This window comes from Micromonospora sp. NPDC050276, assembly GCF_044459545.1.
Lineage (GTDB): Bacteria > Actinomycetota > Actinomycetes > Mycobacteriales > Micromonosporaceae > Micromonospora.
The window spans coordinates 84,385-111,181 of sequence record NZ_JBITJA010000004.1 but is presented as its reverse complement, the minus strand read 5'-3'; the positions used below and the strand labels follow the sequence as shown (position 1 = coordinate 111,181).

Genomic DNA, 26,797 nt, shown 5'->3' with positions numbered 1-26,797 from the left:
TCAGCTCGTTGGAAAAGTCACGAGAAAAACTCGCCGCAGCTTTGCACACGCGTATTGCCGACGACAGAGAGGATCCGCCGACGGCGGTGCGGGTGGTCCAGCCACCTCAGCCGGTGCCTGCCGGGTGACACAGCGTCGCGCGATTTCCCCCGAAACCCCGGCGCGACGAGACCCGGGCTCGGCGCGGATCGCCGAGCCCGGGTCGGGTCGAAGCCCGGTTCAGTCCCGGTCGCCCTCGTAGGTGTGGAAGTCGTCGACGAAGCGGCGACGCAGCCGTGGTACCCGGCTGGTCACTCCGAAGTAGCCGCGAGCGCCGAGCAACGCGAGGCGGCCCACCACCGGCCGGTACATCCGGTCCTCGCCGTTGGTGCCGCTGCGGTTCAACGATTCGGCAACCCGGGCGAAGCCGTACGGTGCCATCACAGCCTCGTAGTCGGCGACCGCCTGAAGCAGCGTCTTGTCGCCGGCGGCGGCGCGGGTGAGCTGCTCGCAGAGCAGCCGGGCGTCACGCAGCGCGGTGTTCGCGCCCACGCCGCGCCCCGGGGTCATGGTGTGGATGGCGTCGCCGAGCATGGTGACGGTGCTGCTCTTCCAGGGTGGCACCGGCTCGGACGTGGACACTTTGATCGGTAGCGCGCTGGCCGGGTCCGCGTGGGTGAACAGTTCCCGTAGATGGGGGTGCCAGTTCGGGGTGAGGTCCAGGGCGACCTGCACCAGGTCCTCGCCGCGGCGCTCCATGATGTCGGCCGGAAACCGGCGGGCCGCGCTCCAGATGATCAGGTTGATGTTGTCGGTGGTGGTGGCGTGGGCCAGGCCGGGCCAGTCCCGTAGGAGCGCGGCGTCGGTGGCGCTGACGCCGGGCTTGATCGCCCGCTCGGCGTCCCACTTGAACTCCATTACGTGCAGCACACCCATCATCCCGCCGACACCGAAGATCAGCGAGATGCCCTGCTGGACCCGCTCCGGGATGAGGCCCCGGGTGTGCGGGGTCAACGGGATGCGGGTGGCGATGTTGATCGTCCCGGCGTCGCGGGTGACGGCGTGCGGCAGATACTGGCGTCGTACGGCGGAGTGGGTGCCGTCCGCGGCCACCAACAGGTCGCCGGTGGCGCTGGTGCCGTCGGCGAAGTACGCGGTGACGGTGCCGTCGTCGCGCTGCTCGTACCGGGTGAAGGTGCTGTCGAAGCGCACCACGTCCTCCAGGCCGGTCAGCAGCACCTGACGCAGCACCATCCGGGCCACCGAATGCTCCGTGCGCACCGGGTCGGCGGTCGGTCGGAGCGCGAACGACGCGGTCTGCCGGAGCCCCTGGGTGACCACGTTGAAGTAGTGCGGCGGCCGGGCACAGGTGGCCAGGAAGGTGGCGAACAACTCCGGAGGCAGGCACTCCCGCAGCGCCCGGCTACCGGTCGGGCCGATGCCCACCCGGTAGCCGAGCAGCCCCTCGGCGCGGTCGCGGTGCCGTTCATAGACGGCGACGCTGATCCCGGCGCGGCGTAGGCCGTGTGCCAGGCACAGTCCACCCGTGCCGGCGCCGATGATCAGGACGTGCGGTGCCGCGGCGGACATGTCAGCCCGCCGGGTGCGCGGCGGCCTCGGTGCTGGCCGGGCGTGGTGCGGGCGCGTCGGTGCTGGCTGGGCGCGCCGTGGGCGCGTCGGTGCTGGCTGGGCGCGCCGTGGGCGCGTCGGTGCTGGCCGGGCGCGCCGTGGGCGCGTCGGTGGCGTCCCACCGGTAGAAGCAGCCCGCGATCGCGTCCCGGGGCGAGCGCCAGGTTGGCAGGTACGGCGACGTATGCGCGGAGAGCCGCTCGTTGACCTGCTGGAAGAGCGGGTGGTTGCGGGCCGCCGCGAGCGCGTCCGGGTCGACGTCCGAGGTTTCCATCAGGTGTACGCACAGGTCGTGCAGGCAGTACAGGGATCGGTGCGTGACGCCGGTCAGGCCGGGAAGCTCGGTGGCGTCGGATTCGGCGAAGATCTGCGCGACCCGCCCCTCCGCTCCCGGGATGATCCGGCTGACGATCAGTAGACGACTCATGGGGCCCCTTCCGCCGGTGCCGTGCCCGACCCCCCGGGTCGGTGCCACGTGCTCTGTGCGCTCACCGTGCCGCAGGGCCTGTCACATCACCGTCACGTACGCCGACCGGCCGGTGACGGGCGATCGGTGTTGGCGTCGCGGCTGGCGTGGCGGATCGGGGCGAGCGTGTCGTCGAGCAGGGCGCTCATGGCCGGGCTCGGCTCCAGCCGAAGTTCGCGGCGCAGCAGGTCCCGGTAGACGTAGAAGGCGTGCACGGCTTCGAAGGCGTTGCCCTCGGCCAGGTGGATGCGGACCACCAACCGGTGTGGCGTCTCCCGCAACGGCTCGGCGGCCATCGCCTCCAGCGCGGCTTCGAGGGCCTCGCCGTGCCGACCCGCGGCCAGGTGGTGCCCGGCTACCTGTTCCAGCATGTGCAGGCGGAGTTGGCGCAGACGCTCCCGGTCGAGCAGCACCCAGTCGTCGTACCAGCCGGGGAGGAGGTCGTGCCGCCCGGCGGCCAGTGCCCCGGCCGCCGTACGGGGGTCGTCGCCGTCGCGCACCCGGGCCGCGGTGCCGACCAGGTCGTCCACGTCGAGCCGGACCGTCGGGCTGAGGCGTACGGTGTCGCTGGCCACGGTCATCGGGCAGCACGGGTCCTGGCGGAGCCGCCACAGGGCGGTGCGCAGTGAGGACAACGCCCGCTCCTCCGAGGCGTCGGGCCAGAGCAGCCCGGCGAGCTGGCTGCGGGTCGCGCCGGGGCGCAGCCCGATCAGCGCGATCACACGCTGCAGCCCGCGCGGCACCACGACCGGCACAGCCTCGCGCAGCAGTCGGAATCCACCGAGCAGGTGCAGCGAGACGCCCTCCTCGGGCGGATCTCCGGCGGTCGGCACGGACGGATCAGCGGCCACGGCGGCACCCCCTGCGGAACGCTCGTCCCGACTGTCTGCTGTGTCCCGGATCGGTTGCCCGTGACGCCACTGTCGACCCCACCGATCGCGGCGCGGCCGGGCGCGGCCCTGCCCCCTGAGGCCGCTGGGTGGACCATGCTGAAGATTATCAATCACGGTCACTTTCAGTCAACGCCAGCGTGCACCTTCTATTGCCGACAGTCAACCTGAGATCGGTTCCGAACTGCTGAAACGTTATCGGGTGGCGCACACCGGACGCATAGCTGATACACAGGTTGCGTCAACGCAGCGTCACCGCCAGGCATCGTTGACCGGTCCGACACGGTGACGCCGCCGTGACGAGGGTCGGCGCATCGTGTCGGCAGTCGTCCAGTGCGTCCGGGGGCCACCCGTCGCCGGCCGGACGCCGTGGGGGGAGGCCCAGTATGGACCGATCGCTGATCGTCGCGAAGGTCGATCCGACCGCCGAGGAGCGGGTCGCCGAGATCTTCGCCGAGTCGGACGCGACGGAGCTGCCGCGCCTGGTCGGTGTCCGGCACCGCTCGCTGTACCGACTGCACGACCTCTATGTGCACCTGCTGGAGACGTCGCAGCCGGCGGAGGGCGCGGTGGAGGCTGCCCGTGGCCACCCCGAGTTCATCCGGGTCAGCGACCGCCTGCGCCCGTACGTCTCGCCGTACCTGCCGACCTGGCGCTCGCCGCGCGACGCCATGGCCCGGTGCTTCTACCGGTTCGACGCCCCGGACACCGGGCGGCGGCCGTGACGGCCACCGCGCCGCGCGAGGAGCAGCTCTGGTCCCGCTGCGCGGGCTGCGCCAGCCTGCTCTACCGCAAACGGTTGCGCCGTAACCTCGATGTCTGCCCGGAGTGCGGGGAGCATGCCCGACTTGGCGCGCCGGAACGCCTGCGCCAACTGGTCGACCCGAATTCGTTGCGCCCGCTGGCCGACCGGCTGCCGGAGGCGGACCCGATCGACTTCGTCGACGTGCTGCCGTACCCGCACCGGCTCACCGGCGCGCGGGCCAGCACCGGCCTGGCCGAGGCGGTCGTCTGCGCCACGGCCACCATCGGGGGCCACCCGGTCGCGTTGGCGGTGATGGACTTCCGCTTCCTCGGCGGCAGCCTGGGCTGCGCGGTGGGCGAACTGATCACCCGGGCGGCCGAACGGGCGCTGGACGATCGCACCCCACTCATCCTGATCACCGCCTCCGGCGGAGCGCGGATGCAGGAGGGGGCGCTGTCGTTGATGCAGATGGCCACCGTCAGCCAGGCCATCGCCGCGCTGCGCGAGGCGGGGCTGCTCACCGTGAGCGTCCTCACCGACCCGACCTACGGCGGGGTGGCCGCCTCGTTCGCCACCAACACCGACCTGGTGCTCGCCGAGAGCGGCGCGCGGATGGGCTTCGCCGGCCCCCGGGTGATCCGCCAGATCACCGGCCGGGCGCTGCCGGAGGGCTTCCAGACCGCCGACTTCCTGCTCCGACACGGACAGGTCGACATGGTGGTGCAGCGCCGCTCGTTGCGTGCCCGGCTGGCGGCGCTGCTCGCTGCGACCTGCGCCGCCCGGCCGGCGCGTCCGCCCGTACCCCGGCAGGAGCCGGCGCCGCGCCGCGAACGCCTCGCCGACGACGAGGCGGCTCCGCCGCGGACGGCGGACTCGGCGGCTCTGCCGCGGACGGCGGACTCGGCGGCTCTGCCGCGGACGGCGGACTCGGCGGCTCTGCCGCGGACGGCGGACCCGGCGGCCGCCGCGGGCGCGGGTGACACCCCGGCGGTACGCGACGCGTGGGACACCGTCCGGATGGCGCGGCACCCCGGACGACCCACCACACTGGACTACCTCGACTCTGTCTTCGAGGGGTTCGTGGAGCTGCACGGCGATCGGCTCGGCGCGGACTGCCCGGCCATCGTGGGTGGGGTGGCGCAGCTGGCCGGCCGGCACGTGATGGTCATCGGCCACCAGAAGGGGCACACCACCGCGGAGTTGGTCGCCCGTAACTTCGGCATGGCCAGCCCGGCCGGGCACCGAAAGGCGCTGCGGCTGATGCGCCTCGCCGCCCGGCTCGGGCTGCCCGTGGTCACCCTCGTCGACACGCCCGGCGCCGATCCCGGGGTGAGCGCCGAGGAGCAGGGCCAGGCGGCGGCGATCGCCGAGAACATCCTCGCCCTCACCGTGCTGCCCACCCCCGTGCTCGCGGTGATCACCGGGGAGGGTGGCAGCGGCGGAGCGCTGGCACTGGCGGTTGCCGACCGGGTGCTGATGCTGGAGAACGCCGTCTACTCGGTGATCAGCCCCGAAGGGTGTGCGGCGATCCTCTGGCCGGACCGGTCCGCGGCGCCGCAGGCCGCCCGCGCCTTGCGACTGACCGCACCGGACCTGTGCCGGCTCGGGGTGGTCGACGAGGTCGTGTCGGAGCCGTCGACCGCCGCGCACGACGACCCGGCCGAGACCGCCCACCGGTTGCGCGCCGCTCTGCTGGCCAACCTCCTGCCGCTGCTGGACGTGCCGCCCGCCATGCTGGTCCGCCTGCGCCGGCAACGCTTCCGGCGGTTCGGTGCGACCCGCGCCGGCGTCCCGGCGGGCCGGCGATGACCGCCGGGGACGCGGCCGTGTCGACCGTCGAGGCGTCCGACGACGTCGGGGTGGGCGGTGAGGAGGCGCTGGCCGGACTGCGCCGGCAGGCGCAGCACCTGATCGCCGAGCTGGCCGGGCCGGTCCGTCGGATCCGGCTGCGCAGCGGCCCGGCGGTGCTGGAGGTCGAGTGGCACCCCGACGACGCGACCCGCACGGACGTACCCGCGGTACCGGCCCAGGCAGCGCCGACGCCGGCCGCCCCGCCGGCGGTGAGCCGGCCGCCGGTGCCGGGGCGCGCCGCGGTGCGGGCACCGATCGTCGGCACCTTCTACCGGGCGTCGGAACCCGGCGCGCGGCCGTTCGTCGCGGTGGGTGACCTGGTCCGCCCGGGCCAGCCGGTCGCCATCGTCGAGGCGATGAAGCTGATGAACGAGGTGACCGCCGACCGGGCCGGGCGGGTGGCCGCGATCCTCGTCGACGACGGCCAGCCGGTCGAGTACGACCAGCCGCTCGTCGAACTGGACCCGGCGTGACGGCGCGGGGTGGTTGACCATGTTCGAGACCGTGTTGATCGCCAATCGGGGCGAGATCGCGTTGCGGGTGCTGCGCGCCTGCAAGGAGCTTGGCGTGCGAACGGCGGTCGTCTACTCCGCCGCGGACGCCGACTCTGCGGCGGTCCGCCTCGCCGACCAGGCCGTCCGGATCGGGCCCGCGTCGAGTCGGCGCAGCTACCTCAACGCCGCCGCCATCATGGAGGCGGCCCGGCAGGTGGGCGCGCAGGCCGTGCACCCCGGCTACGGCTTTCTTTCCGAGGACGCCGACTTCGCCGAGATCTGCGCCGACAACGGGCTGACGTTCATCGGACCGCCGCCGGCCGTGATGGCCGCACTGGCCGACAAGTCCTCGGCACGGGCACTGATGAGTCGCGCCGGCCTGCCGCTGTCGCCGGGCAGCGTCGCGCCGGTGCCGACCGCCGCCGCGGCGGCCGAGGTGGCCGAGGCCGTCGGCTACCCGGTGATCGTGAAGGCCGCCGCTGGGGGCGGGGGCCGGGGGATGACCGTGGTGCACACCCCGGGCGAGCTGCGCCGGGCGTACACCCGCACCCGGGCCGCCGCGCAGGCCGCCTTCGGCGACGACCGGGTGTACGTCGAGCGGTACCTCACCGAGGCGCGGCACGTCGAGGTGCAGGTGCTCTGCGACGCCCACGGCAACGGGGTGCACCTGGGCACCCGGGACTGCTCGGTGCAACGCCGGCACCAGAAACTGGTCGAGGAGGCGCCCGCCCCGGCGCTGCCCGCCGCCGTGCTCGACACCATCGCCGAGACCGCCCTGCGGGGTGCCCTCCAGGTCGGTTTCGTCGGCGCCGGCACGTTGGAGTTCCTGGTCGACGCCGAGGAGAAGTTCCACTTCCTGGAGATCAACTGCCGGATCCAGGTGGAGCATCCGGTCACCGAGATGGTCACCGGGATCGACCTGGTGCACGAGCAACTGCACATCGCCGCCGGGGTGCCGCTGCGCTGGCGGCAGGAGGAGATTCGGCTGCACGGCGTCGCGGTGGAGTGCCGGGTAAACACCGAGGATCCCGAGCGGGGCTTCGTGCCCACCCCCGGCCGGTTGGACCGTTTCACCCCGCCCGGCGGTCCGTTCACCCGGGTGGACACCCACGCCAGCGCCGGTTACCTGGTCGGCCCCTGGTACGACTCGCTGCTGGCCAAGGTGATCGTCTGGGCGCCTGACCGGGAACTGGCCCTCAACCGGCTGGAACGTGCCCTGGACGAGTTCGACGTCGCCGGGCCCGGCGTGCAGACCACCATCCCGTTCGTCCGGCGGGTGCTCGACGACGCCGCATTCCGCAAGGGCCGCTACACCACCGGCCTGGTCGACCGTCTGCTCGCCGCGCCCGCGCGGCCGTCGACGCCCGCCCCCGCACCGCGCACCGCGACCGCCGCAGAGCCCGACGCAACCCACAGGAGGACCCGATGACCGTCACCCATGGTCGCCCGATGACCGCCGAGATCACCGACATCCTGGTGGCGCACTGCGGTCTGGACGCCGATGCCGCGGCCCGCGCGCCCGCCGCGTCGCTGGAGGAGTTGGGCATGGACTCGCTCGCCCTGCTGGAGCTCTCCGCGGTCGTCGCCGACCGCTGGCAGGTGAGCATCCCCGAGCAGGCCGGGCAGTTGAGCATCCCGGCGGTGGCCGACCTGGTCGCCCGCCGCGCCGACCCGCCCGGGCACACCGAGAACAGCGTGGTCATCGACGCGCCGCTGGGGCTGGTCTGGGAGGTCACCAACGACGTGGCGAACTGGACCGAGCTGTTCACCGAGTACGCCGTGGTGGAGATCCTGCACCGCGAGGGGCACACGGTGCGGTTCCGGCTCACCATGTACCCCGACGAGAACGGGGTGTCCTGGAGCTGGGTCAGCGAGCGCACCGCCGACCCGGTGAGCCGGCAGGTCCGGGCGCACCGGGTGGAGACCGGGCCGTTCGAGTACATGCGGATCCACTGGCGTTACGCCGAGGAGGCCGGTGGGACCCGGATGACCTGGACGCAGGACTTCGCGATGAAGCCGACCGCGCCGGTCGACAACGCCGCGATGACCGAGCGGATCAACACCAACAGCGTGATCCAACTCGCGGTGATCAAGGACCGGGTGGAGCGGATCGCCTGGCAGCGCGCCGACCAGGGCGGCGCGGCCGCCGGCGACGAGCCGACGGAGGCCGGCGATGAGTGACCTGAGCACCCGCCCGATCGCCGCCCGGGACGTACCCGCCGACCGCCGTCGCGGCGGCGAGCTGCGGGTGCTGCTCGGCCCACGCACCGTCGGCAGCACCTCGGGCTTCCTCGGGGTGGCCGCGCTCGCACCGGGGGAGCGGATCGCCGAGCACTATCACCCGTACAGCGAGGAGTTCCTGTACCTGGTGCGGGGCGCGATCACCGTCGATCTGGACGACCAGCCGACGCTCCTGGCCGCCGGCGAGGGGCTGTTCGTACCGGTGAACGTGCGGCACCGACTGCGTAACACCGGCGTCGAACCGGCCGAGGTGGTCTTTCACCTGGGCCCGCTCGCCCCCCGCCCGGAGCTGGGGCACGTCGACACCGAGCTGGTCGAACAGCGGGGAACGTCGTGAGCGCGAGGAGTGAGCCGGGTTTGCGAGCCCCGCGGTCGCGAACAGAGGTGGCGCGATGACGGGGCGCCGCACGGTGGTGACCGGGATTGGGGTGGTCGCCCCGGGCGGCGCCAGCCGGGACCGCTTCTGGAAGACCATCACCGAGGGCAGGACCGCCACCCGGCGGATCAGTTTCTTCGACCCGTCGGCGTTCCGGTCGCAGATCGCGGCGGAGTGCGACTTCGACCCGGTCGCGGCGGGGCTCAGCGAGGCCGAACTGCGGCGGGCCGACCGGTACGTGCAGTTCGCGCTGGCCTGCTCCGCCGAGGCGGTTGCCGACGCCCAGCTGGTGCTCACCGACGCGGAGCGGGACCGGGCCGGGGTGGTGCTGGGCACGGCGGTGGGCGGCACGATGGCGTTGGAGCAGGAGTACGTCACCGTGAGCGAGCACGGCCGGCGCTGGCTGGTCGACGGCGCGCGCGGTGGCCCGTACCTCTATCAGGCGCTGGTGCCCAGCAGCCTCGCGGCGGACGTGGCCTGCCGGCACGGGTGGCACGGCCCGGCGCAGGTGGTCTCCACCGGTTGCACCTCCGGCATCGACGCCATCGGGTACGCCCATCAGATGATCGTGGACGGTGAGGCGGACGTGATGCTGGCCGGTGCGTCCGACTCGCCGATCTCGCCGGTCACGGTCGCCTCGTTCGACGCGATCAAGGCGACCAGCCCGGACAATGACGACCCGGCCCACGCCTCCCGCCCGTTCGACGCCGACCGGCACGGGTTCGTGCTGGCCGAGGGCGGGGCGGTGCTGGTGCTGGAGGAAGCCGGGCACGCCCGCCGGCGGGGGGCGCACATCTACTGCGAGGTGGCCGGCTACGCCAGCCGCAGCAACGGCTACCACATGACCGGGCTGCGCCCGGACGGGCTGGAGATGAGCCTCGCCGTCACCGACGCGCTCCGACAGGGCAGGATCCTGCCCGAGCAGGTCTCCTACATCAGCGCGCACGGCTCGGGCACCCGACAGAACGACCGACACGAGACGGCCGCGTTCAAGCGGGCGCTGGGCCAGGCCGCCTACCGGGTGCCGATCAGCTCGATCAAATCGATGGTCGGGCACTCGCTCGGAGCGATCGGGTCGATCGAGATGGCCGCGTGCGCCCTCGCCATCGAGTTCGGTGTGGTGCCGCCAACGGCGAACTGGAGCACCCGGGACCCGGAGTGCGATCTGGACTACGTACCCAACGAGGCGCGGGAGGTCCCGGTGGACGTGGCCCTCTCGGTGGGCAGCGGGTTCGGCGGTTTCCAGTCGGCGATGGTCTTCCGTCGGATGCTCGGGGCGGTGCCGGCGTGAGCGAGCGTAGCGAGCGAACCATCAGGCACAGCAGCGTGGCGTCTCGCGCCGGCGCGGAGCGAAGCGGAGTGCTGGCGTGAGCGCCGAGGTCGCTCGTGCCGTGGTGACCGGCATCGGGGTGGTCGCACCGAGCGGCATCGGGGCGGACGCGCACTGGCGCACGGTGCTCGCCGGCACCCGCCGGACCGGGCCGATCACGTTGTTCGACCCGTCTAACTATCCGACCCGATTCGGCGGGGAGGTGCCCGGCTTCACCGCCGACTCCTACGCCGACAGTCGACAGTTGGTGCAGACCGACCGGTGGACGCACCTCGGCTTCGCGGCCACCCGGCTGGCGTTGGCCGATGCCGGCCTGCCCGACCGGGCCCCCGACCCGTACGGCTACGCGGTGACCCTGGCCAGCTCGTCCGGGGGCAACCTGTTCGGTCAGCGGGAGCTGCAACGCCTGTGGGGTGGCTCGTCGCGGACGGTCGGGGCGTACCAGTCGATCGCCTGGTTCTACGCGGCCAGCGTCGGTCAGCTCTCCATTCACCACCAGTTCAAGGGCCCGAGCGGGGTGCTGGTCGCGGAGTCGGCCGGCGGGCTGGACAGCCTGGCGCACGCCGCCCGCGCGGTGCGCCGGGGCACCCCGGTGGTGATCGCCGGGGCCACGGAGTGTCCGTTGAGCCCGTACGCGCTGGCCTGCCAGCTGCGCTCGGGGCTGCTCAGTGACGTCGCCGACCCGGAGCGGGCGTACCGGCCGTTCGACGCCTCGGCCAGCGGCTACCTGCCGGCCGAGGGGGGAGCGGTGTTTGTGGTGGAGGAGCTGGGGCACGCCCTGTCCCGGGGCGCCCGGGTCTACGGTGAGGTGAGCGGGTGGGGGTCCACCCACGACGCCGCCCACACCACGGCCGACAGTGCCGGTGACCCGGCCCAGTACGCGCGGGCCATGCGCCTGGCCCTGGACCGGGCGGGCGTCGCGGCGGCCGGGATCGACGTGGTGCTGCCCGACGCGCTCGGTGTGCCCCGCTACGACCGCAGCGAGGCCGAGGCGCTGCGGGCCGTGTTCGCCGACCGGCCGCCCCCGGTGACCACGCAGAAACCGCTGACCGGCCGGGCCTACCAGGGCGGGTCGGCGTTGGACGTGGCCACCGCGCTGCTCGCCTTCGCCCACGACACGCTGCCCGCGTCGGCCGGGCCGGACGAGGTGGCCGAGGGCTGCGAGCTGGACTTCCTACGCGAGCACCGCCGACCGCGCAGCCGGCTCGCCCTGGTCTGCGCGCGGGGCTTCGACGGGTTCAACAGCGCGCTGGTCCTGCGTGGGGCCGCGCCGATGAGGGGAGAGACGTCATGAGCGAGCAACGGGCCCGGGTGGTCTTTCTGGTACGGGTGCCGGTGCCGCGCACCGAGCAGTTCCTCGCCGCGTACGAGGAGGTGCGGCATCTGGTCGCCGACGGGGTGCCGGGGCACCTGGTCGACCAGGTGTGCCGGTCGTCGACCGACCCGGAGCAGTGGTTGATCACCAGTGAGTGGGCGAGCCTGGCCGACTTCGAGACCTGGGAACGCACTCCCGAACACCGGGACCTGGTGCGCCCGATGCGGGAGTGCTTCACCGACGCCCGTTCGCTGCGCTTCCACATCCACGCCCAGACCCCAGCCCTCGCCTGACGCGTCCGCACCCCCGCGCTGCCCCCGTCGATCATGGAGTTGTGGTGGGCAACAAAGTGCCCGAATGGTCGTAAACCAGGCACCACAACTCCATGATCGACCGAACTCAGCCGCGATCTTGCGCTTACTGTCGCGACATAGGGAGCATTTAACGCGTCTCGACGACCGAAAGTGCAAGATCGGCGCGGCGGGGCGGGCCGATGCCTTGGCTGCGCCGCACGGGGTCGACATTGGGGCAGGTGTGCGTAGGGTCCTGTAGCCATGAAGGTGCTGCTCTCTGTGGACCTCGAAGGCATCTCGGGAATCGTGCATCCCACCGAGACGAATCCCGATCGGTACGACTACGAGCGCGGCCGGGCGTTGATGACGGCCGAGGCGAACGCGGTGATCGCCGGGGTTCTCGATGCCGAACCCGAGGCGGTGGTGTGGGTCGCCGACGCGCACGGGACGTTCCGCAACATCCTGCCGGAGGACCTTGACCGGCGCGCTCACCTGGTGCGAGGCAAACCCCGCCCGCTGGGCATGCTCGCGGGGCTGGACGAGCACACGGACGCCGTTCTGTTCGTCGGCTATCACGCTCGGGCCGGTGCCGGACCCGCCGTCCTGGCCCACACGATCAGTGATGCCATCCGCGACGTGCGGGTGGCCGGACGATCGGTGGGCGAGATCGGCCTCAACGTCGCCATGGCGGGACACCTCGACGCGCCGGTCGTTCTACTCAGCGGCGACGACACCGCCTGCACGGAATTCAGTGAACTGGTGCCCTCGGCAGTCACCGTCGCCGTCAAGCAGACCCTGGGGCAGGCCGCCGCGGTGGCGCTACACCCGCAGGAGGCACGGGAGCGGCTGGGCCACGCCGCCGCCGAGGCCATCGCCCGGCGCGCCTTGATATCCCCGGCGAAGATGGCCGGGCCGTTGGACGTCGAGGTAGACCTGTACGGCCCGTACACGGTCGACCTCGCAACTCTGGTGCCGGGTGTGAGCCGCGTCGGTGGCGGCCGGACGGTCGCCTTCCACGCCGCCGACTTCGCCGAGGCGTATCGGCTGGTTCAGCTGCTCGTCCAACTCGCCAGCATCAGACCGAGCTAGCGCGGGCGAACCGCTCAATGCCCCGAGCCTGTCCCGCACGGATCAGGAGGCAATGAGGTCCCAGGCGTCCTGACAGAATCGGCGGACGGAGGAGGTGCGCCGGTACGGGGTCAGCGCGCCCACCAGGTTGCGGACGTGCTTGATGCACCTGGTGGAGTTGACCTGCCCGGTCAACGTCTGTACGGCCTGGTCTCCGAGTGCGAGCGCCTTGTCCAATTCGGGGTGTTCCTGCTGAACGTACGTGGTCGCGAGCAACGCGTTTCGCAATGCTCCCTCGCGGGTGTACTCGTTGCTTTGAAGACGCAGGGCTGCCCGCAGGTGGTCACGAGCGCGCGGCCAGTCTTCGAGCTTCACGAAGCAGTAGCCAGCCTGCGCGTGGGCCTGCGCCTCGTTGATCCAGTAGGACCAGTCGGGGTCGCCGTGCTCGGGCCGACTGTCGGTGAACCTGTCGAATGCGGTGTCGAGCGCACGGCGGGTGTCGGTCACCGACCGGTTGTTGGCATACGCCTCGGCGGCCCGCAGATCGAGGATCGTCCCCACCTTGGGGCTCGTAGCCGGATAGCTGGCTCGCGCGGTCTCCGCGAGAGTCACGGCCTGGCGGAGCTGACCGAGATCCTTGGCCTGGCAGGACATGAAGCCGAGGATGTTCGCGCCGAGGCCGCGATCACCGGCCGCGTTGGCCTGATAGAGGCCGGCGATCCAGAATCGTTGCGCCTGGGTGTGGTGGCCGTCATCGAAGGAGAGCCAACCGGCGAGGCGCAGCAGTTCACCGGCGGTGCCGTGCAGCCGCCGGCCGACCGTGTCGGTATAGCTGCGTTCGCGCAGCACGTCCACCACTGTGCTCAGGTGCTTCCGGACCAGGCCCAGAGTCTGACCGCTGCCGAGGTGGTCGTCCATCCGCCGCAGGCTGGCGGTCACCGCGTCGAGGTGGTCCACGACGTCGCCGGACACGGGCCGGCCGGCGGTTGATGCGATGTCCTGCGGTGGTTGGGCGATTAGCCACTCGTGCGCCGGTGATGTCAGTGCGGAACCGAGCAGAGTGAGGAACATCCGTCGGTGCGTCATCCCCTCAGGTTCGTTCACCACCTCGCCCGCCCGCAAGGCCCCGCTCGCGGACCAGGGGAGGTCAAGACCGGCCGAAGCGGGAGCGGCCTCGAACCCGTCGCTCGGCCAACCCAGCTCGTCGAGATCAACCGTCCGCTGCAACTGCTCGGACAGCAGCGCCGTGGTCAACGACGGCCACGGCGCACGGGGAACATCGCCCTTTTTCCACTTGTACGGCGTCTTGAGGTGCAGCCGCTCAGCCCGCCCGTGCCGCTCGGCGCACTCGTTGAGACGTCGAGCGAACTGCTCCGGCTGCCAGCCCACCTCGGCCAACAACCGCGTCAACGCCTCTCCCCCGGGTGCCACCCTTCAGCCTCCTCATGTGTAGCGACCACCACACGAACAGTAGCGATTCGGTCCGACAGCGGGTGGCTGTGGCGCTCGGAGGCACTGATAGGCACCGAGCGCACCTGCCTTCGCGGCCCTGTGCACGGAGTCCACTGGACACGTCAGACGAGCGGGTCGAGTCACGATGGCGTGCTGGGAAAGTGAAGGTGCTCGTGGTCTCCGAAGTGGTTGCGTTGGTCTTTGGCGGATTGGTGCCGGGGTTTCTGCTCGGGTTGTTGGCGTTCCGGGTGAAGTCGAGGTGGTGTCCCCACTGCGGGCAGCCCACGCAGGCGTTGCCGCAGGGACACGACCGGTGACTCGGCCCGGCGTCGAGCGGGACGAGCCGGTTGGGCGGCGGGTGGCCCGGTGGCGGGTGCGTCGCCGGATGACCCAGCAGATGCTCGCCGACCGGCTCGGCAAGTCGAAGAGTTGGGTCGACAAGGTCGAGCGCGGCGTTCGCAACCTGGACCGTTACTCCGTGGTCCAGGAAATCGCCGAGGTGCTACGCGTCGACCCGGCGGTGCTGCTCGACCCCCGCAGACCAGCATCGACGGCGGCCCCCGCCCTGGACGGCGTCGACGCGATCCGTGCCGCCCTGGCCCACTACCACCAACGCCCTACCCGAGTGGTGCCCGCCGACGAGGTGGAGCGGCACCTCGCGCACGCCTGGCTCAGCTACCAGCACGCCCACTACGCCCCACTTCTGCGGGCGTTGCCCGGCCTGCTCGACGCCGCCCACAGCACGGCGGGCCTGCTGGTGCCCGCGTACCGGATCACCGCCTCGGTGCTCGTCAAGCTCGGCGAGCCCGACCTCGCCTGGCTGGCCGCCGACCGGGCGGTTGCCGCCGCCATCGGCGACCCCATCCGCACCGGCGACGCCACCATCGCCGTCGTGCAGGCGCTGCGCGCCCTGGGCCGCGACCGCCTTGCCCTCACCGCGTCCGTCGCCGCCGTGGGCACGGCCGCCGACGATGGGGTACGCGGAACCCTGCTGCTCCAGGCCGCCATGGCCGCCGCCGGCTGTGGCGACGGCCGCCGCGCCGATGACCTGATCGACCACGCTGCCGCACTGGTCTACCGGCGTCCGGGCACCGACGACCCGCACCACACCGCGTTCGGCCCTGCCACCGTGCGGCTGGCCCGCTTTGTCAGCGCCCTGCACCTCGGCGACTCCGCCCAGGCCGTGTACCGCCACGAGAAAGCCATTCGTGGCGACGACTGGCATCGACTATCCGCCGAGCATCGCGCCGCCCACCTCATCGACGCCGCCCGCGCCTACCTCCAGACCGGCGATGTCGTCGCAGCCGGGCGCGCCCTGGCCGACGCCGACGCCGTCGCGCCCGCCGAGGTCCGTCACCGGCCTGCCGCCCGTACCCTCATCGCCGAGATCGCCCACAGCGGCCGGGCAGCCGCCAGCGTGGCGCGACTGGCCACCCTCGTCGGGCTTACCCGGTGACCGCGACGCCATCGGCCGTCCGGCTGGGGCCGCGCGACGGTTGTACGAGGCGTCATGCCTCCGTGACGCTCCGCCGAATCGCGCGCCCGATCCTGCCCGCCGAACGGGCTGTCGGCAATCCGGCTGGCCGCTGCTTCTGATCCATCCATTCGCATGTAGCAATGGCGTCGTCGGGGGTCGTATGGTTCCCCGCAGCACCCCGACAAGCGTACGTGATGGGCGGATTCGCCCTCTTTGATGCTGGGCGGTGAACGGCAGTGGCGGCAGAAGATCCTACGGCGACAGACCCCGGATGGGTGGACGACGTCCTGTTCGCGGGCCGCCCGACCGACGTTTGTCTCCGTCTGCCGGAGCCCATCGACCGGGCCACCCTGCACCGGCTGGTCACCGCCGCGCAGGACCGCCTCACCGCCGCCGGACTGCGCCCCGGTGGGGCCGTCGCGCTGCGGCTGCCGCCGTCGCTGGCGTACGTGGTGAACCTGTTGGCCACCTGGCGTGCCGGGGCGCAGGCGATCCTGCTCGACCACCGGCTCACCGACCACGAGGTGGACCGGGCGCTGCTCCGGTTGACCCCGCAGGTGGTCGTCGCGCCGATGCGTACCGGTGGCGGCGCGTTGAAGGTCTTCGTCGACGTCACCGAGGGCGTCACCCGGTACGCCGACCGCCCGGCGGTCAGCGGTCACGCCGTGATCCAGCTCAGTTCCGGCTCCACCGGCCCGTCCAAGGTGATCGGCCGCACGGCCGTCGACCTGGTGGCCGAGGTGCACCGCTACACCCGGATCGACGGGGTGGCGCTGCCCGGCGAGCGGATCATCCTGCTGCCCTCGATGGTGCACGTGCTCGGCCTGGTCGGTGGTCTGCTCTACGGGCTGCACGCCGGGGTGGAGCTGGTCCCCCCGCAGCGGCTCAGCGGCGACGCCGTACTGGCCGCGATCAGCGCCGACACCACGCCGGCCACCGTGCTGGGTGTGCCGTTCCACATCGGACTGCTCGCCTCCACCCGTCCGGCCGGTCCGTTGCCCCAACTGCGGCGGATGACCACCGGTGGCGAACTCGTGCCGGCCGCCGTCGCCCGAGCGTTCACCGACCGGTACGGGGTGCCGCTGGGCAACATGTACGGGATGACCGAGGTCGGGGTGATCGGCACCGACCTGCACGGGGCCCACCGACCGTCGATCGCCCCGGCACCCGGCATCGAGGTCCGCGAGTCCGGCGGTGAGCTGTGGGTGTCCTGCCCGGCGTCGCCGTACGTCGGACTGAGCGACCCGACCCGCTGGTCGGACGGCTGGTTGCACACCCGCGACGCCGGCACCGTCGACGAGGACACCGGCCTGGTCACGGTGCGCGGTCGACTCGACTCGCAGGTCTCCGTGGGCGGGATGAAGGTCGACCTGACCGAGGTCGAGGCCACCGTCGCCGACCTGACCGGGGTGGCCGCGGCGGTGGTGGTCTGGGACGACGGCATCACCGCGTACGTCCAACCCGACGGCCCGCTGTCGGAGGAGACGCTGGACAAGCTCCTCGCCGAGCGGCTGGCCGGCTACAAACGGCCCCGGGTGCTGCACCTGCTCGACCAGTTGCCCCGCACCACCACCGGCAAGCTGGTCCGCTCGACCGACGCGCTGCGCTCGGCGGTCGCCTCGTGACCGGGCCACTGCACCACCGCGACGTCGACCTGGGCGCTGGCCTGCGCGGCGACCGCCAGAACGAGGTCGCCGCCCAGCGGTGGGTGGCCGACCCGCAGGGTCTCGGCACCGGGCACCGGTCGCACCGGCAGCCCCGGCGGGGGCATCGGCCGGCGCAGCCCGCCGCCGCGCAGCCCCAGCCCGAGCGCCTTGCCGACCGACTCCTTCGCGGTCCACAGCCGCAGGAAGTCCACCACCCGGGCCGCCTCGGGCCGATCGGCCAACCAGGCCAGCTCGGCGGGTGGGAACCAGCGGCGGGCCAGCGCGAGCGCCGGCAGGGCTCGGATGCGTTCCACGTCCACCCCGACCGCGCCGGCCCGACGGGCGGCGACCGCCACCAGCCCGGCGGTGCGGCTGACGCTGACCGCCACCTCGACCTCGTCGACCCGGACGGTCGGCCGTCCGTCGCGGTCGTGCGTCAGCACCAGCTCGGTCTCCGCGCGCCCGAGCAGCAGCGCGCCCGCCCGGCGCAGCAGCCCCCCGGCCGCATCCGGCTGACCGCCGGTGTCCCGGCCGACCCACACGTAGACGGTGTCCCGACCGGACACCGTCAGCTGACCCACGCAGAGAGGGTATCCATGAGAGCCGAGGTCCGCGCCTTCGTCGTCGAGCAGCTCGCCGACATGAACTACGACGTCGAGGGGCTTGACGACGACACCACGCTGGGCCCCTCCGGCGTCGACCTGGAGTCGCTGGCCCTGGCCGACCTGTCCGTCCGGGTCGAGGACCGCTACGGTCTGACGTTCGCCGACGACGAGTCGGAGCAGCTGGCCCTGATGACGGTCGGCGAGTTCACCACCATGGTCGCCAACCGCGTCGCCGAGGCGACAAGCGACAAGTCCTGATGAGCGGTCAGCCCGATCTGGGGCGAGCTGACCTGCTGACCATGCTCGCCGAACTCACCGCGAAACCGGCAGCCGAGGTGCCCGACCGGATCGGCTCGATGGAGCTGGCCTGGCTGGTGCATCTCGTCGAGCAGCGCTACGAGCGCCGGCTCGACCTCACCGACGACGAACTGGCACGCATCCGTACCGTCGACGACGCTCTGCTGGTGTTCCGGGCGTCGCTGACCGCCTCCGCAGATGGTTGAGGCGCGCGTTGCCCAGCTCACCGGCGTGCATGCCGTCAGCGCCCTGGGGCGGGGTGCCGACGCGCAGCTATCCGGCGTGCTGGCCGGTGTGCCGGCGTTCGGCCCGGTAGGCCGGTTCGACACCGCCGCCCGCCGGGTCACCGTGGCGGCCACCCTGCCCGACGTCGGCACGCTCACCGACGAGCTGACCGACGCGATCGACGCGGCCTGCCGGGCGGCTGGCCTGGACCGCGCGCGGCGCGCGGAGTGCGCGCTGCTGCTCGCCGTGCACGGCGGCCCGGCCCCCGGTGCGGGCCCGGCCCCGGCCGCGCTCGCCGGTCAGCTCGCCGCCCGATGTGGACTGTCGGGTCACACCCGGGTCTACACCAGCGCCTGCGTGTCGGCGAGCACGGCGGTGGCCGACGCCGCGGCTCGGATCATCCGCGGTGAGGTCGAGCGGGTGGTGGTCGCGGCCGGGTACCTGGTGGAGCCGGACCAGTTCGCGCTCTTCGACGCCGGTCGCGCCCTCGCGGTCGACGGGGCGGTCCGCCCGTTCAGCGCCGGCCGCCGGGGGTTGCTGCTGGGCGACGGCGTGGCCGCGGTGGTGCTGGAATCGAGCACCGGCCGACGGGGCGGCGCCGATCCGGTGGCCACCGTGGCCGGGTGGGGACGGGCCGGCGACGCGTTCCATCCCTGCCAGCCGGAACCCGGCGGCACCGGGCTGGCCCGCGCCGTCGACGCCGCGCTGCGCCGGGCCGGGCTGCCACCACAGGCCGTCGGCTACGTCAACGCCAACGCCACCGGCACCGCGCAGAGCGACGCCGCCGAGGCCGCCGCCCTGGGCCGTGCCCTCGGCCCGCACGCCACCCGGGTCCCGGTCAGCTCCACGAAATCCGTGCACGGGCACGCGCTGGAGGCGTCCGGTCTGCTCGAACTGGTGATCACCGCGCTCGCGCTGCGCCACGGCGAGCTGCCGGTCAACGCCGGCTGGCTGGCCCAGGACGAGACCTGCCCACTGAACGTGGTGATCAACCGTCCCCAAAGGACGACAGCGACCCACGCCCTGACCCTCAACGCCGCCTTCGGCGGTGCCAACACCGCTCTCCTGGTCGGCGTCGAATGACCGCCCTCAACCCCCCGCGATCTTGCACCTTCTGTCCCGACGAATCCGACCAAGCACCCGAAACGACGACCGAAACTGCAAGATCGCCGGGGGAGAGGGCAACGGAGAGGGTGAGGGCTGTGTGGCCTGAGGGTGGGGACGCGGGCGGCGCGGCGGCGGGGGTGGCCGGGTTCGTGCACTCGGACTTTGCGCCGGTGGTGGTTGCCGTCGCCGACCGGTGTCTGCGGCGGGGGTACGGGTCGGTGGGCGTGCCCGCCGGCGCGCGGACGGGAATCGTGCTGGTCAGTGCCAGTGGTGATCTCGCCAGCGCCCAGCACGTACGGGCGACCGTGGAGGCCGGCGGGCGGATCGGCCCGCTGTTCTTCTTCCAGTCCGTGCCCAACAGCGTCGCCGGGTACGTGGCGGCCCGCTGGGGGCTGCGCGGACCGGTGGTCTGCCTCAGCCCGACCGGCGACCCGTACGCCGACGGCGTTGCCGAGGCCGACCTGCTGCGCGACGACGGCGACGCCGACGAGGTGTTGCTGATCCTGATCGAACAGGCACCCGACGGGCCGACCGAGGCGGTCGCGGTGCTGCTGGGGGGAGGAGCACGACCATGAGGACGACAAAGGGATGGCGCGGCGCCCTGGCCGCCGACACCGAGCTGGGTGCGGGAAACGTGCTGGCCCGGGTGTTGGCGCACGGCGCCGACCCGGACGGGCCCGGGTTGACCTTCGATACCACCGTCGACGGGCACCCCGCCGAGACGCCACTGACGCTGGGGCGGCTCGACGAGCGGGTCGCCGCCCGCGCCGCCTGGCTGCGCGAGCGCGGGGTACGCCCCCGCGACCCGGTTGCCGTCTGGGCCACCGCCGCCGCCGACATGGTGCTCAGCTTCCTGGCGCTGGTGCGGCTCGGGGCGATCCCGGCGCTGATGAACGGCAAACTCCGCCCGGAGATCGCCGCCGAGTACATCCGCCGTCTGCGGGGCGTCGGTGTGCTCGCCGACGACGAGCACACCGCGTTGCTGGCGGACCACGAGCTGGGCGTACCGCTGCTCGGCACCCCCGTGCAGGCCGGCACGGGCGATCCGACCGCGGCCCCGGCGCACTACCGGCACCACCCGGATGACCCAATCGTGATCACCCACACCTCCGGGACGACCGGGGTGCCCAAGGCGGTGCTGCACTCACACGCCAGCCTCTTCGCCGCCACCCGGCACCTGCTCACCATGCCGCAGGCGCAGGGCACCAGCCGGATCCTCAACGCGCTGCCCGCCCCGCACACCGCCACCGTGCTGATGGTCAACCAGGCGCTGGGCAACCGCGCGCAGATGCTCCTGCTGTCCGAGCAGGGCGGCGAGCGGGTGCTGGACGCGATCCAACGCTGGCGCCCCGATGGTGTGTTCGGTTTCTCGGTCACCTGGGCGGAGCTGGCCCGCTTCGACCTGTCCGGGTACGACCTGGACTCGGTGCGGTTGTGGTTCAACACCGGCGACGCCTCGCACGAGCCACACATCCGTCGCCTCGTCGCGGTGGGTTGGCACGACACCGTCACCCGGGACGGGGTGGCGAAGGTGCCCGGCTCGGTCTTCATCGACGGGTTGGGTTCCAGCGAGATGGGGCACTCGATGTTTCACATCACCCATCGCGCCGACACCGACCGGTACGGCCGTTGCATCGGCCGCCCGTACCGGTTCACCAAGGTCGCGGTACTCGACGCCGACGGCGAGCCGGTGCCGGTCGGCGAGGTGGGTTTCCTGGGCATCGACTCGCCATCGCTGTTCCGGGGCTACTGGAACGACTCGGTCACCACCTACCGTTTCCGCCAGCGTGGCTGGTACCTCACCGGCGACCTGGTCCGCGCCGACGCCGACGGCCGCTACTACCACCTGGACCGGGCGGTGGACTCGGTCGACGCCGGTGACGGGCGGCGCTTCTACACGGCGCTGTCCGAGGAGCGGATCCTCGCCGCGTGCCCGGACGTCACCGACTGCACGGTGGTGATCGTCGCCGAGGCCGACGCGGTGGTCACCGACGTGCTGCTGGAGTTGACCGCCGGCGCCGACGAGGCCGAGGACCGCACCGAGCGGGTCCGGGCCGCGCTCGGCCCGGACGTCGGCGCCACGCTGCGCCGGGTCGTGCCGGTGCGCTCCGCCGACATCCCGGTCACCGTGACCGGCAAGGTCCGCAAGGTGGTCCTGCGCGAGCGCCACCTCAGCGAGGCGTCGTCGTGAGGCAGCGAAGCGGAGCGCCGTCATGACCGCCCTGATCACCGGGATGGGTCTGTTCACTCCGGTCGGGCGGGGCGTCGAGGAAACCTTCGACGCGCTGACCACCGGCCGGTCCGGGCTGACCAGCCCACCCGAGGGGCACCCGGCGCGGGAGTCGCTGGACGCCGCCGGGCTGCTGCCCGACATCGACCCGCGGACCGTCGCGTCCGGCCCGGAGACCCGGGTGCTGGACCGGATCGTCGTGCTGGCGCTGCTCGCCGCCGCCGACGCGCTCGCCGACGCCGGCATCGAGGTGGGCCGCGATGTCGCACCCGACCGGATCGGCGTGATCGTCGGGGGTGTCGGAGGGATGGCCACCCTGGAGTCACAGGTGCTGGCACGGGCGGCCCGGGGCCGGGCGGCGGTCAGCCCGTACCTGCTCACCGGGATCCTGCCGAACATGCCGGCGGCGCGCATCGCCATCGCGCACGGCATCCGGGGCTACAGCTCGGCGGTCGGCACCGCCTGCGCCTCCGGGGCCCAGGCGATCGCCGACGGGGTCCGGCTCATCGCGACCGGGGAGGCCGACGTGGTGCTCTGCGGGGCCAGCGAGGCGCCGCTCTTCCCGACCTTCGCCGACACCTTCGGCAACGCGCGGGCGTTGGCCCGTGCCGGTACCGACCCCGGGCGGGCGAGCCGGCCGTTCGACACCTCCCGCAGCGGGTTCGTGCTGTCCGAGGGCGCCGCGCTGCTGGTGCTCGAACGCGCCGAGCACGCCGCGGCACGCGGCGTCGTCGGGTACGCCGAAGTGGCCGGCCACGGGGTGACGACCGACGCGTACCATCCGACCGCGCCCCGCCCGGACGGCGCCGGCGCGGCGGCCTGCATCCGCCGTGCCCTGCGCAGCGCCGGTGTGCCGGCGGCGGCGGTCGGCTACGTCAACGCGCACGGCACCGCCACGAAGCTCGGTGACATCGCGGAGACCACCGCCCTCGCGGACGTCTTCGGCGTCGGAGGGGTGCCGGTCAGCTCCACCAAGGCGCTCACCGGTCACCTGCTCGGCGCCTCCGGGGTGCTGGAGGCGGCGGCCACCGCGTTGGCGCTCGGTCGGGGGCTGCTGCCGCCGACGTACCACCTCGACGATCCGGATCCGGCCTGCCCGGCGGACCACATCCGTGGCACGCCCCGCACGGCCGACCCGGAGTACGCGGTGACCAACTCGTTCGGATTCGGCGGCCAGAACGTGAGCTTGCTGCTGGCGCGCGTCGCCGAGTCGAGGAGGTGATCGACGCGGCAATCCGGACGGGGTGTCCGGACGGCATTACGGGGGGAACCGGGTGGGAAGGGTTTCAGGGGACATGGACATCCGTGGTATCGACCACATCGAACTCTACGTGGGGGACGCCCGACAGGCGGCCTTCTATTTCAGTACCGCCGTCGGTTTCGAGGTCTGTGGCCAGGGCGGCCCGGAGACCGGGCTGGCGGGGCAGCGCTCGTTGTTGCTGTGCCACGGCGACATCCGGTTGCTGCTCACCTCCGGGTTGAGCGCCGAGCATCCGGCCGCGCGGTACGTGCAGCGCCACGGTGACGGCATCGCGGTCGTCGCGGTCGAGGTCGACGACGTGTCGGCCGCGTACGCCGAGCTGGTGGGCCGGGGCGCGACCGGCGTGACGCCGCCGACCACCCGCACCGGCGCGGACGCCGAGGTGGTGTTCGCCGAGGTGGACGGCTTCGCCGACGTGCGGCACCGGCTGGTGCAGCGCCGGGGTGACCGGGGCGAGTTCCTGCCCGGCGCCATCACCCCGGCGGCATCCACCCAGGACGACCATCGGCCGGTGCTCGCCGAGATCGACCACCTGGCGGTCTGCGTACCGCCCGGTCAGCTCGACGAGACGGTCCGGCATTTCGAGGCCCTGTTCGACTTCGCGCAGATCTTCGAGGAGCACATCGAGGTCGACGGGCAGGGGATGAACTCCAAGGTGGTGCAGAGCCCGTCCGGGCGGGTCACCGTGGTGCTGTTGGAACCGGATCACACCCGGCGGCCGGGGCAGATCGACGCGTTCCTCGACCAGCACGCCGGTGGGGGTGTGCAGCACCTGGGGCTGCGCACCGACGACATCGTGGCCGCCGTGGAGGCGTTGGGCCGGCGTGGGGTGCGCTTCGCCGGCACCCCCGCCAGTTACTACGACGCCCTGGAGGCGCGGGTCGGTCGGGTGGACGCCCCGCTGGACCGGCTGCGCGAGCTGGGTGTGCTGGTCGACTCCGACCACGACGGTCAGCTGTTGCAGATCTTCGCCGAGTCGATGCACGTGCGCCGCACGCTCTTCCTGGAGCTGATCGAGCGGCGCGGGGCGCGGGGTTTCGGCAGCGGCAACATCAAGGCGCTCTACGAGGCCAAGGAGCGGGAACTGGCCGCCGTGGCGGCCACCCCACAGGGGGTGGGGGCGTGAGCTTGACGGTTGCGGAGCAGGCGCTGCTGCCGTCCGACGACGACGTGCGGCACTACGCCGAGCACGGCTGGTACCTGTCCAAGAAGGTGTTCACTGACGACGAGGTGGACGCCCTCGCCGCCGCCGCGCAGCGCTACTACGACGGGGAGCGGGACCGTCGGCTGCCGGTGCGACCACCGAAGCTGGCCTACTGGGACCCGTCGAAGGGGCCGGTGCAGCGGCACAACGACTACGTCCACCACGAACATGACGGGCTCGGCGCGATCCTGCGCAAACCGCTGATCGGCGCGGTCGCCGCCCGGCTGGCCCAGGCCGACGAGATCCGGGTCTTCCAGTCCACGCTGATCTACAAGCCGCCGATCTCCGGCGAGCCGAGCAACATCGTGCCCTGGCACTTCGACAAGCACTACTGGGCGTCCTCGTCGTCGGAGAAGATGCTCACCGCGTTCATCCCCTTCCACGACTGCGGGGAGGAGATGGGCACCATCACCATGGTCGACGGCTCGCACCGGTGGAAGGAGATCGGCGCGGACGACACCGTGGTGCGGCACTTCGCCGACCGGGACCGCAGCCAGCTGGAGGAGATGCTGGCCGAGAACGCCGCGTACAACGGCGCGGAGATCCGCAAGATCCCGATGGTGATCCCGAAGGGACACGTGAGTTTCCACCACTGCCGCACCTACCACGGCAGTGGCCCCAACGTCAGCGGTCGGCCCCGACAGGCGATCTCCCTGCACCTGCAGGACGGCGACAACGCCTGGCGGGAGTACCCGCTCTCCGACGGGACGCTCGCCGCGTACAACCACGACGTGCTGGTCCGCCGCACCCACGACGGGCGGCCGGACTACGCGGACCCCGACTACTGCCCGGTCATCTGGCGCCACCGCGCCCAGCAGGGAGGCTGACATGTCACGGTACGACTGGGGTAAGACGCACCCGGGCATCGAGCGGCTGGAAGAGGCGGTGACCGAGCGGCGCGACGCCGTGGTCAAGCACCCGCTCTACGCCAACCTGGACAGCCACGAGGCGCTTGTCACCTTCATGGAGCACCACGTCTTCGCGGTCTGGGACTTCATGTCCCTGTTGAAGTCGTTGCAGCGGCAGCTGACCTGCGTCACCGTGCCGTGGATCCCGACCGGTCCGACCGGCAGCCGCCGCCTCATCAACGACATCGTCATGGTGGAGGAGAGCGACGAGCTGGGCGGCGGCTACATCAGTCACTTCGAGCTGTACGTGCGGGGCATGGGCGAGGCCGGCGCGGACACCACGGCGGTGAACGCCCTCATCGACCTGCTGCGCACCGGCCGACCGGTGCGCGACGCCCTCGCCGAGGCGGGGGTGCCGGCGCCGTCCGCCGCGTTCGCCGCAACCACCTGGCAGATCATCGAGTCGACCCCGGTGCACTGTCAGGCGGCGGCCTTCGCGTTCGGCCGGGAGGACCTGATCCCGGACATGTTCACCCAGGTCGTCGCGGTCAACGAGCACAGCAACCGGCTGCACACCTTCGTCGACTACCTGGAGCGGCACATCGAGGTCGACGGCGAACAACACACCCCGATGGCCATGCAGATGCTCGCCGACCTGTGCGGCGACGACGACACCAAGTGGCAGGAGTGCGCCGACACGGTCAACACCGCCCTCGCCGCTCGGGGCCGGCTCTGGGACGACATCCTCGCCGCCATCAAGGGCCCCGCATGAGCGACGCCGACCCGGTCCGGCTCTACCGCACGGTCCGGCTGATCCGCCGGTTCGAAGAACGGGCGGTGGAGCTGGTCCACGGTGGGCAGATCGTCGGCGGCATTCACCCGTACCTCGGTCAGGAGGGGATCGCCGCCGGCGTCTGCGCGGCACTGGGTCCCGACGACGTGCTCGCCGGCACCCACCGTGGCCACGGGCACGTGCTGGCCCGCGGGGCCGACCCGGCCCGGATGCTCGCCGAGCTGTGCGGCCGGGTCACCGGCCTCAACGCCGGCCGGGGCGGCTCGATGCACGCCGCCGACCTGAGCCTCGGCGTGCTCGGCGCCAACGCGATCGTCGGCGCCTCCGGGGCGATCATCACCGGGGCGGTCTGGGCCCACCGCCGCCGGGGCCGCGACACCGTCGGGGTGAGCTTCTTCGGTGACGGCGCGGTCAACGAGGGGATGCTGCTGGAGGCGTTCAACCTGGCCGCGCTCTGGCGGGTGCCGGTGCTGTTCGTCTGCGAGAACAACGGCTACGCCACCACCATGCCGGTCGCCGGCGCGGTGGCCGGCAGCGTCGCCGGCCGGGCCGCCGCGTTCGACATCCCGGCCGTCGGAGTCGACGGCCAGGACGCCGAGGCGGTACGCGTCGCCGCGGCCACCGCCGTCGACCGGATGCGCGCCGGCGGCGGCCCCGAGCTGATCGAGGCCCGGACCTACCGCTTCGACGCCCACCACACCTTCGAACACGCGGTACGCCTCGACTACCGACCACCCGACGAGGTGACCCGGGCCCGGGCCCGGGACCCGGTCCGGATCCAGGGCGAGCGCCTGTCCGCCGCCGACCGCTCCGCCGTGGACGCCGAGGTCGAGGCGACCCTCGACGCGGCGGTGCGGTTCGCCCTGGACAGCCCGGAACCCGACCCCGCCGACGCGTTGACCTACCTGTACGCCAGCGGTCTGACCGCCCGCACCGGAGGTGGCTGAATGACCGTGCCCACCGGAGGTGGCTGAG

The 26,797-nt window shown here is 72.5% G+C and carries 26 protein-coding genes and 1 pseudogene; 22 read left to right on the top strand and 5 right to left on the bottom strand.

From position 1 onward, the window contains the following. Positions 1-219: 219 nt before the first annotated feature. From ACIBF8_RS09445 to ACIBF8_RS09435, 3 genes and pseudogenes are all read right to left on the bottom strand, one after another. On the bottom strand, positions 220-1,569 hold the full coding sequence (locus ACIBF8_RS09445) for an FAD-dependent oxidoreductase (protein ID WP_396781922.1): 1,350 nt from the start codon (positions 1,567-1,569) through the stop codon (positions 220-222). A 142-nt stretch (positions 1,570-1,711) separates the two neighbouring features. Next, positions 1,712-2,035, bottom strand: a pseudogene (locus ACIBF8_RS09440) (TcmI family type II polyketide cyclase); the annotation flags it as partial. A 92-nt stretch (positions 2,036-2,127) separates the two neighbouring features. After that, the gene (locus tag ACIBF8_RS09435) at positions 2,128-2,925 is read right to left on the bottom strand and encodes a BTAD domain-containing putative transcriptional regulator (protein ID WP_396781921.1); all 798 of its coding nucleotides are present in this window, start codon (positions 2,923-2,925) and stop codon (positions 2,128-2,130) included. A 425-nt stretch (positions 2,926-3,350) separates the two neighbouring features. Here ACIBF8_RS09435 and ACIBF8_RS09430 point away from each other — a divergent pair, with 425 nt between their 5' ends. From ACIBF8_RS09430 to ACIBF8_RS09385, 10 genes are all read left to right on the top strand, one after another. After that, positions 3,351-3,689, top strand: a complete 339-nt coding sequence (locus tag ACIBF8_RS09430; protein ID WP_396781920.1) for a TcmI family type II polyketide cyclase — start codon at positions 3,351-3,353, stop codon at positions 3,687-3,689. Then, positions 3,686-5,518, top strand: coding sequence for an acetyl-CoA carboxylase carboxyltransferase subunit alpha (locus ACIBF8_RS09425; RefSeq protein ID WP_396781919.1), 1,833 nt, complete (start codon positions 3,686-3,688; stop codon positions 5,516-5,518). Before ACIBF8_RS09430 ends, ACIBF8_RS09425 begins: the two co-directional genes overlap by 4 nt. Continuing rightward, positions 5,515-6,033 (top strand): acetyl-CoA carboxylase biotin carboxyl carrier protein, encoded by a 519-nt coding sequence (gene accB / locus ACIBF8_RS09420; protein WP_396781917.1) that lies wholly within the window; start codon positions 5,515-5,517, stop codon positions 6,031-6,033. Before ACIBF8_RS09425 ends, accB begins: the two co-directional genes overlap by 4 nt. 19 nt (positions 6,034-6,052) lie before the next feature. Next, positions 6,053-7,483 carry an acetyl/propionyl/methylcrotonyl-CoA carboxylase subunit alpha gene (locus ACIBF8_RS09415; protein WP_396781916.1) on the top strand — a complete coding sequence of 477 codons (1,431 nt, stop codon included), beginning with the start codon at positions 6,053-6,055 and terminating at the stop codon, positions 7,481-7,483. Further along, positions 7,480-8,235 carry an SRPBCC family protein gene (locus ACIBF8_RS09410; RefSeq protein WP_396781914.1) on the top strand — a complete coding sequence of 252 codons (756 nt, stop codon included), beginning with the start codon at positions 7,480-7,482 and terminating at the stop codon, positions 8,233-8,235. Before ACIBF8_RS09415 ends, ACIBF8_RS09410 begins: the two co-directional genes overlap by 4 nt. Next, a complete protein-coding gene (locus ACIBF8_RS09405) occupies positions 8,228-8,632 on the top strand; it encodes a cupin domain-containing protein (RefSeq protein WP_396781913.1) in 405 nt (134 codons plus the stop codon). Before ACIBF8_RS09410 ends, ACIBF8_RS09405 begins: the two co-directional genes overlap by 8 nt. Positions 8,633-8,687: 55 nt before the next feature. After that, positions 8,688-9,962: a beta-ketoacyl-[acyl-carrier-protein] synthase family protein gene (locus ACIBF8_RS09400; protein WP_396781912.1), complete on the top strand. Its 1,275-nt coding sequence runs from the start codon at positions 8,688-8,690 to the stop codon at positions 9,960-9,962. A 76-nt stretch (positions 9,963-10,038) separates the two neighbouring features. Then, the gene (locus ACIBF8_RS09395) at positions 10,039-11,295 is read left to right on the top strand and encodes a beta-ketoacyl synthase N-terminal-like domain-containing protein (RefSeq protein WP_396781911.1); all 1,257 of its coding nucleotides are present in this window, start codon (positions 10,039-10,041) and stop codon (positions 11,293-11,295) included. Then, entirely contained in the window at positions 11,292-11,609 is a 318-nt protein-coding gene (locus ACIBF8_RS09390; RefSeq protein ID WP_396781909.1) for an antibiotic biosynthesis monooxygenase family protein, read from the top strand. Before ACIBF8_RS09395 ends, ACIBF8_RS09390 begins: the two co-directional genes overlap by 4 nt. Before the next feature lie 261 nt (positions 11,610-11,870). Continuing rightward, positions 11,871-12,698 (top strand): M55 family metallopeptidase, encoded by an 828-nt coding sequence (locus tag ACIBF8_RS09385; protein ID WP_396781908.1) that lies wholly within the window; start codon positions 11,871-11,873, stop codon positions 12,696-12,698. Positions 12,699-12,740: 42 nt separating this feature from the next. Here ACIBF8_RS09385 and ACIBF8_RS09380 read toward each other — a convergent pair whose 3' ends face one another. Further along, the gene (locus ACIBF8_RS09380) at positions 12,741-14,108 is read right to left on the bottom strand and encodes a hypothetical protein (protein ID WP_396781906.1); all 1,368 of its coding nucleotides are present in this window, start codon (positions 14,106-14,108) and stop codon (positions 12,741-12,743) included. A gap of 334 nt (positions 14,109-14,442) precedes the next feature. Between ACIBF8_RS09380 and ACIBF8_RS09375 the strand changes: the two genes are divergently transcribed. Together ACIBF8_RS09375 and ACIBF8_RS09370 are read left to right on the top strand one after the other, a co-directional pair. Beyond that, the gene (locus tag ACIBF8_RS09375) at positions 14,443-15,585 is read left to right on the top strand and encodes a helix-turn-helix domain-containing protein (protein ID WP_396781904.1); all 1,143 of its coding nucleotides are present in this window, start codon (positions 14,443-14,445) and stop codon (positions 15,583-15,585) included. Positions 15,586-15,881: 296 nt separating this feature from the next. Next, positions 15,882-17,231, top strand: coding sequence for a class I adenylate-forming enzyme family protein (locus ACIBF8_RS09370; protein WP_396781902.1), 1,350 nt, complete (start codon positions 15,882-15,884; stop codon positions 17,229-17,231). On the opposite strand, the gene ACIBF8_RS09365 is transcribed toward ACIBF8_RS09370, so the two are convergent. Further along, a complete protein-coding gene (locus ACIBF8_RS09365) occupies positions 17,126-17,818 on the bottom strand; it encodes a 4'-phosphopantetheinyl transferase family protein (RefSeq protein ID WP_396782465.1) in 693 nt (230 codons plus the stop codon). The two genes, ACIBF8_RS09370 and ACIBF8_RS09365, sit on opposite strands and share 106 nt — an antisense overlap. Positions 17,819-17,848: 30 nt before the next feature. On the opposite strand from ACIBF8_RS09365, the gene ACIBF8_RS09360 reads away from it, so the two are divergent. The 10 genes from ACIBF8_RS09360 to ACIBF8_RS09315 all read left to right on the top strand — a co-directional run bounded on the left by ACIBF8_RS09360 (position 17,849) and on the right by ACIBF8_RS09315 (position 26,769). Continuing rightward, a complete protein-coding gene (locus ACIBF8_RS09360; RefSeq protein WP_396781901.1) occupies positions 17,849-18,115 on the top strand; it encodes an acyl carrier protein in 267 nt (88 codons plus the stop codon). Next, complete coding sequence (locus ACIBF8_RS09355) at positions 18,115-18,360, top strand: acyl carrier protein (protein WP_396781899.1); 246 nt, start codon at positions 18,115-18,117, stop codon at positions 18,358-18,360. The genes ACIBF8_RS09360 and ACIBF8_RS09355 overlap by 1 nt, the downstream gene beginning before the upstream one ends. Next, the gene (locus ACIBF8_RS09350; protein WP_396781898.1) at positions 18,353-19,462 is read left to right on the top strand and encodes a beta-ketoacyl synthase N-terminal-like domain-containing protein; all 1,110 of its coding nucleotides are present in this window, start codon (positions 18,353-18,355) and stop codon (positions 19,460-19,462) included. Before ACIBF8_RS09355 ends, ACIBF8_RS09350 begins: the two co-directional genes overlap by 8 nt. 110 nt (positions 19,463-19,572) lie before the next feature. After that, positions 19,573-20,061, top strand: a complete 489-nt coding sequence (locus tag ACIBF8_RS09345; protein ID WP_396781896.1) for a beta-ketoacyl synthase chain length factor — start codon at positions 19,573-19,575, stop codon at positions 20,059-20,061. Beyond that, positions 20,058-21,677 (top strand): class I adenylate-forming enzyme family protein, encoded by a 1,620-nt coding sequence (locus tag ACIBF8_RS09340; protein WP_396781895.1) that lies wholly within the window; start codon positions 20,058-20,060, stop codon positions 21,675-21,677. The genes ACIBF8_RS09345 and ACIBF8_RS09340 overlap by 4 nt, the downstream gene beginning before the upstream one ends. 22 nt (positions 21,678-21,699) lie before the next feature. After that, positions 21,700-22,938 carry a beta-ketoacyl-[acyl-carrier-protein] synthase family protein gene (locus tag ACIBF8_RS09335; RefSeq protein ID WP_396781893.1) on the top strand — a complete coding sequence of 413 codons (1,239 nt, stop codon included), beginning with the start codon at positions 21,700-21,702 and terminating at the stop codon, positions 22,936-22,938. A 73-nt stretch (positions 22,939-23,011) separates the two neighbouring features. After that, positions 23,012-24,103 (top strand): 4-hydroxyphenylpyruvate dioxygenase, encoded by a 1,092-nt coding sequence (gene hppD, locus ACIBF8_RS09330; protein ID WP_396781891.1) that lies wholly within the window; start codon positions 23,012-23,014, stop codon positions 24,101-24,103. Continuing rightward, positions 24,100-25,008 carry a phytanoyl-CoA dioxygenase family protein gene (locus ACIBF8_RS09325; RefSeq protein WP_396781890.1) on the top strand — a complete coding sequence of 303 codons (909 nt, stop codon included), beginning with the start codon at positions 24,100-24,102 and terminating at the stop codon, positions 25,006-25,008. Before hppD ends, ACIBF8_RS09325 begins: the two co-directional genes overlap by 4 nt. A gap of 1 nt (position 25,009) precedes the next feature. Beyond that, entirely contained in the window at positions 25,010-25,801 is a 792-nt protein-coding gene (locus tag ACIBF8_RS09320; protein WP_396781889.1) for a DUF3050 domain-containing protein, read from the top strand. Continuing rightward, positions 25,798-26,769, top strand: a complete 972-nt coding sequence (locus ACIBF8_RS09315; protein WP_396781887.1) for a thiamine pyrophosphate-dependent dehydrogenase E1 component subunit alpha — start codon at positions 25,798-25,800, stop codon at positions 26,767-26,769. Before ACIBF8_RS09320 ends, ACIBF8_RS09315 begins: the two co-directional genes overlap by 4 nt. Positions 26,770-26,797: the final 28 nt, after the last annotated feature.

Coding starts and splice junctions, on each gene's coding strand:
- ACIBF8_RS09415 (WP_396781916.1), top strand. CDS start 6,053: ATGTTCGAGACCGTGTTGATCGCCAATCGGGGCGAGATCGCGTTGCGG.
- ACIBF8_RS09315 (WP_396781887.1), top strand. CDS start 25,798: ATGAGCGACGCCGACCCGGTCCGGCTCTACCGCACGGTCCGGCTGATC.
- ACIBF8_RS09405 (WP_396781913.1), top strand. CDS start 8,228: ATGAGTGACCTGAGCACCCGCCCGATCGCCGCCCGGGACGTACCCGCC.
- ACIBF8_RS09410 (WP_396781914.1), top strand. CDS start 7,480: ATGACCGTCACCCATGGTCGCCCGATGACCGCCGAGATCACCGACATC.
- ACIBF8_RS09355 (WP_396781899.1), top strand. CDS start 18,115: ATGAGCGGTCAGCCCGATCTGGGGCGAGCTGACCTGCTGACCATGCTC.
- ACIBF8_RS09335 (WP_396781893.1), top strand. CDS start 21,700: ATGACCGCCCTGATCACCGGGATGGGTCTGTTCACTCCGGTCGGGCGG.
- ACIBF8_RS09445 (WP_396781922.1), bottom strand. CDS start 1,569: ATGTCCGCCGCGGCACCGCACGTCCTGATCATCGGCGCCGGCACGGGT.
- ACIBF8_RS09400 (WP_396781912.1), top strand. CDS start 8,688: ATGACGGGGCGCCGCACGGTGGTGACCGGGATTGGGGTGGTCGCCCCG.
- ACIBF8_RS09350 (WP_396781898.1), top strand. CDS start 18,353: ATGGTTGAGGCGCGCGTTGCCCAGCTCACCGGCGTGCATGCCGTCAGC.
- ACIBF8_RS09430 (WP_396781920.1), top strand. CDS start 3,351: ATGGACCGATCGCTGATCGTCGCGAAGGTCGATCCGACCGCCGAGGAG.
- accB (WP_396781917.1), top strand. CDS start 5,515: ATGACCGCCGGGGACGCGGCCGTGTCGACCGTCGAGGCGTCCGACGAC.
- ACIBF8_RS09320 (WP_396781889.1), top strand. CDS start 25,010: ATGTCACGGTACGACTGGGGTAAGACGCACCCGGGCATCGAGCGGCTG.
- ACIBF8_RS09340 (WP_396781895.1), top strand. CDS start 20,058: ATGAGGACGACAAAGGGATGGCGCGGCGCCCTGGCCGCCGACACCGAG.
- ACIBF8_RS09360 (WP_396781901.1), top strand. CDS start 17,849: ATGAGAGCCGAGGTCCGCGCCTTCGTCGTCGAGCAGCTCGCCGACATG.
- ACIBF8_RS09385 (WP_396781908.1), top strand. CDS start 11,871: ATGAAGGTGCTGCTCTCTGTGGACCTCGAAGGCATCTCGGGAATCGTG.
- ACIBF8_RS09390 (WP_396781909.1), top strand. CDS start 11,292: ATGAGCGAGCAACGGGCCCGGGTGGTCTTTCTGGTACGGGTGCCGGTG.
- hppD (WP_396781891.1), top strand. CDS start 23,012: ATGGACATCCGTGGTATCGACCACATCGAACTCTACGTGGGGGACGCC.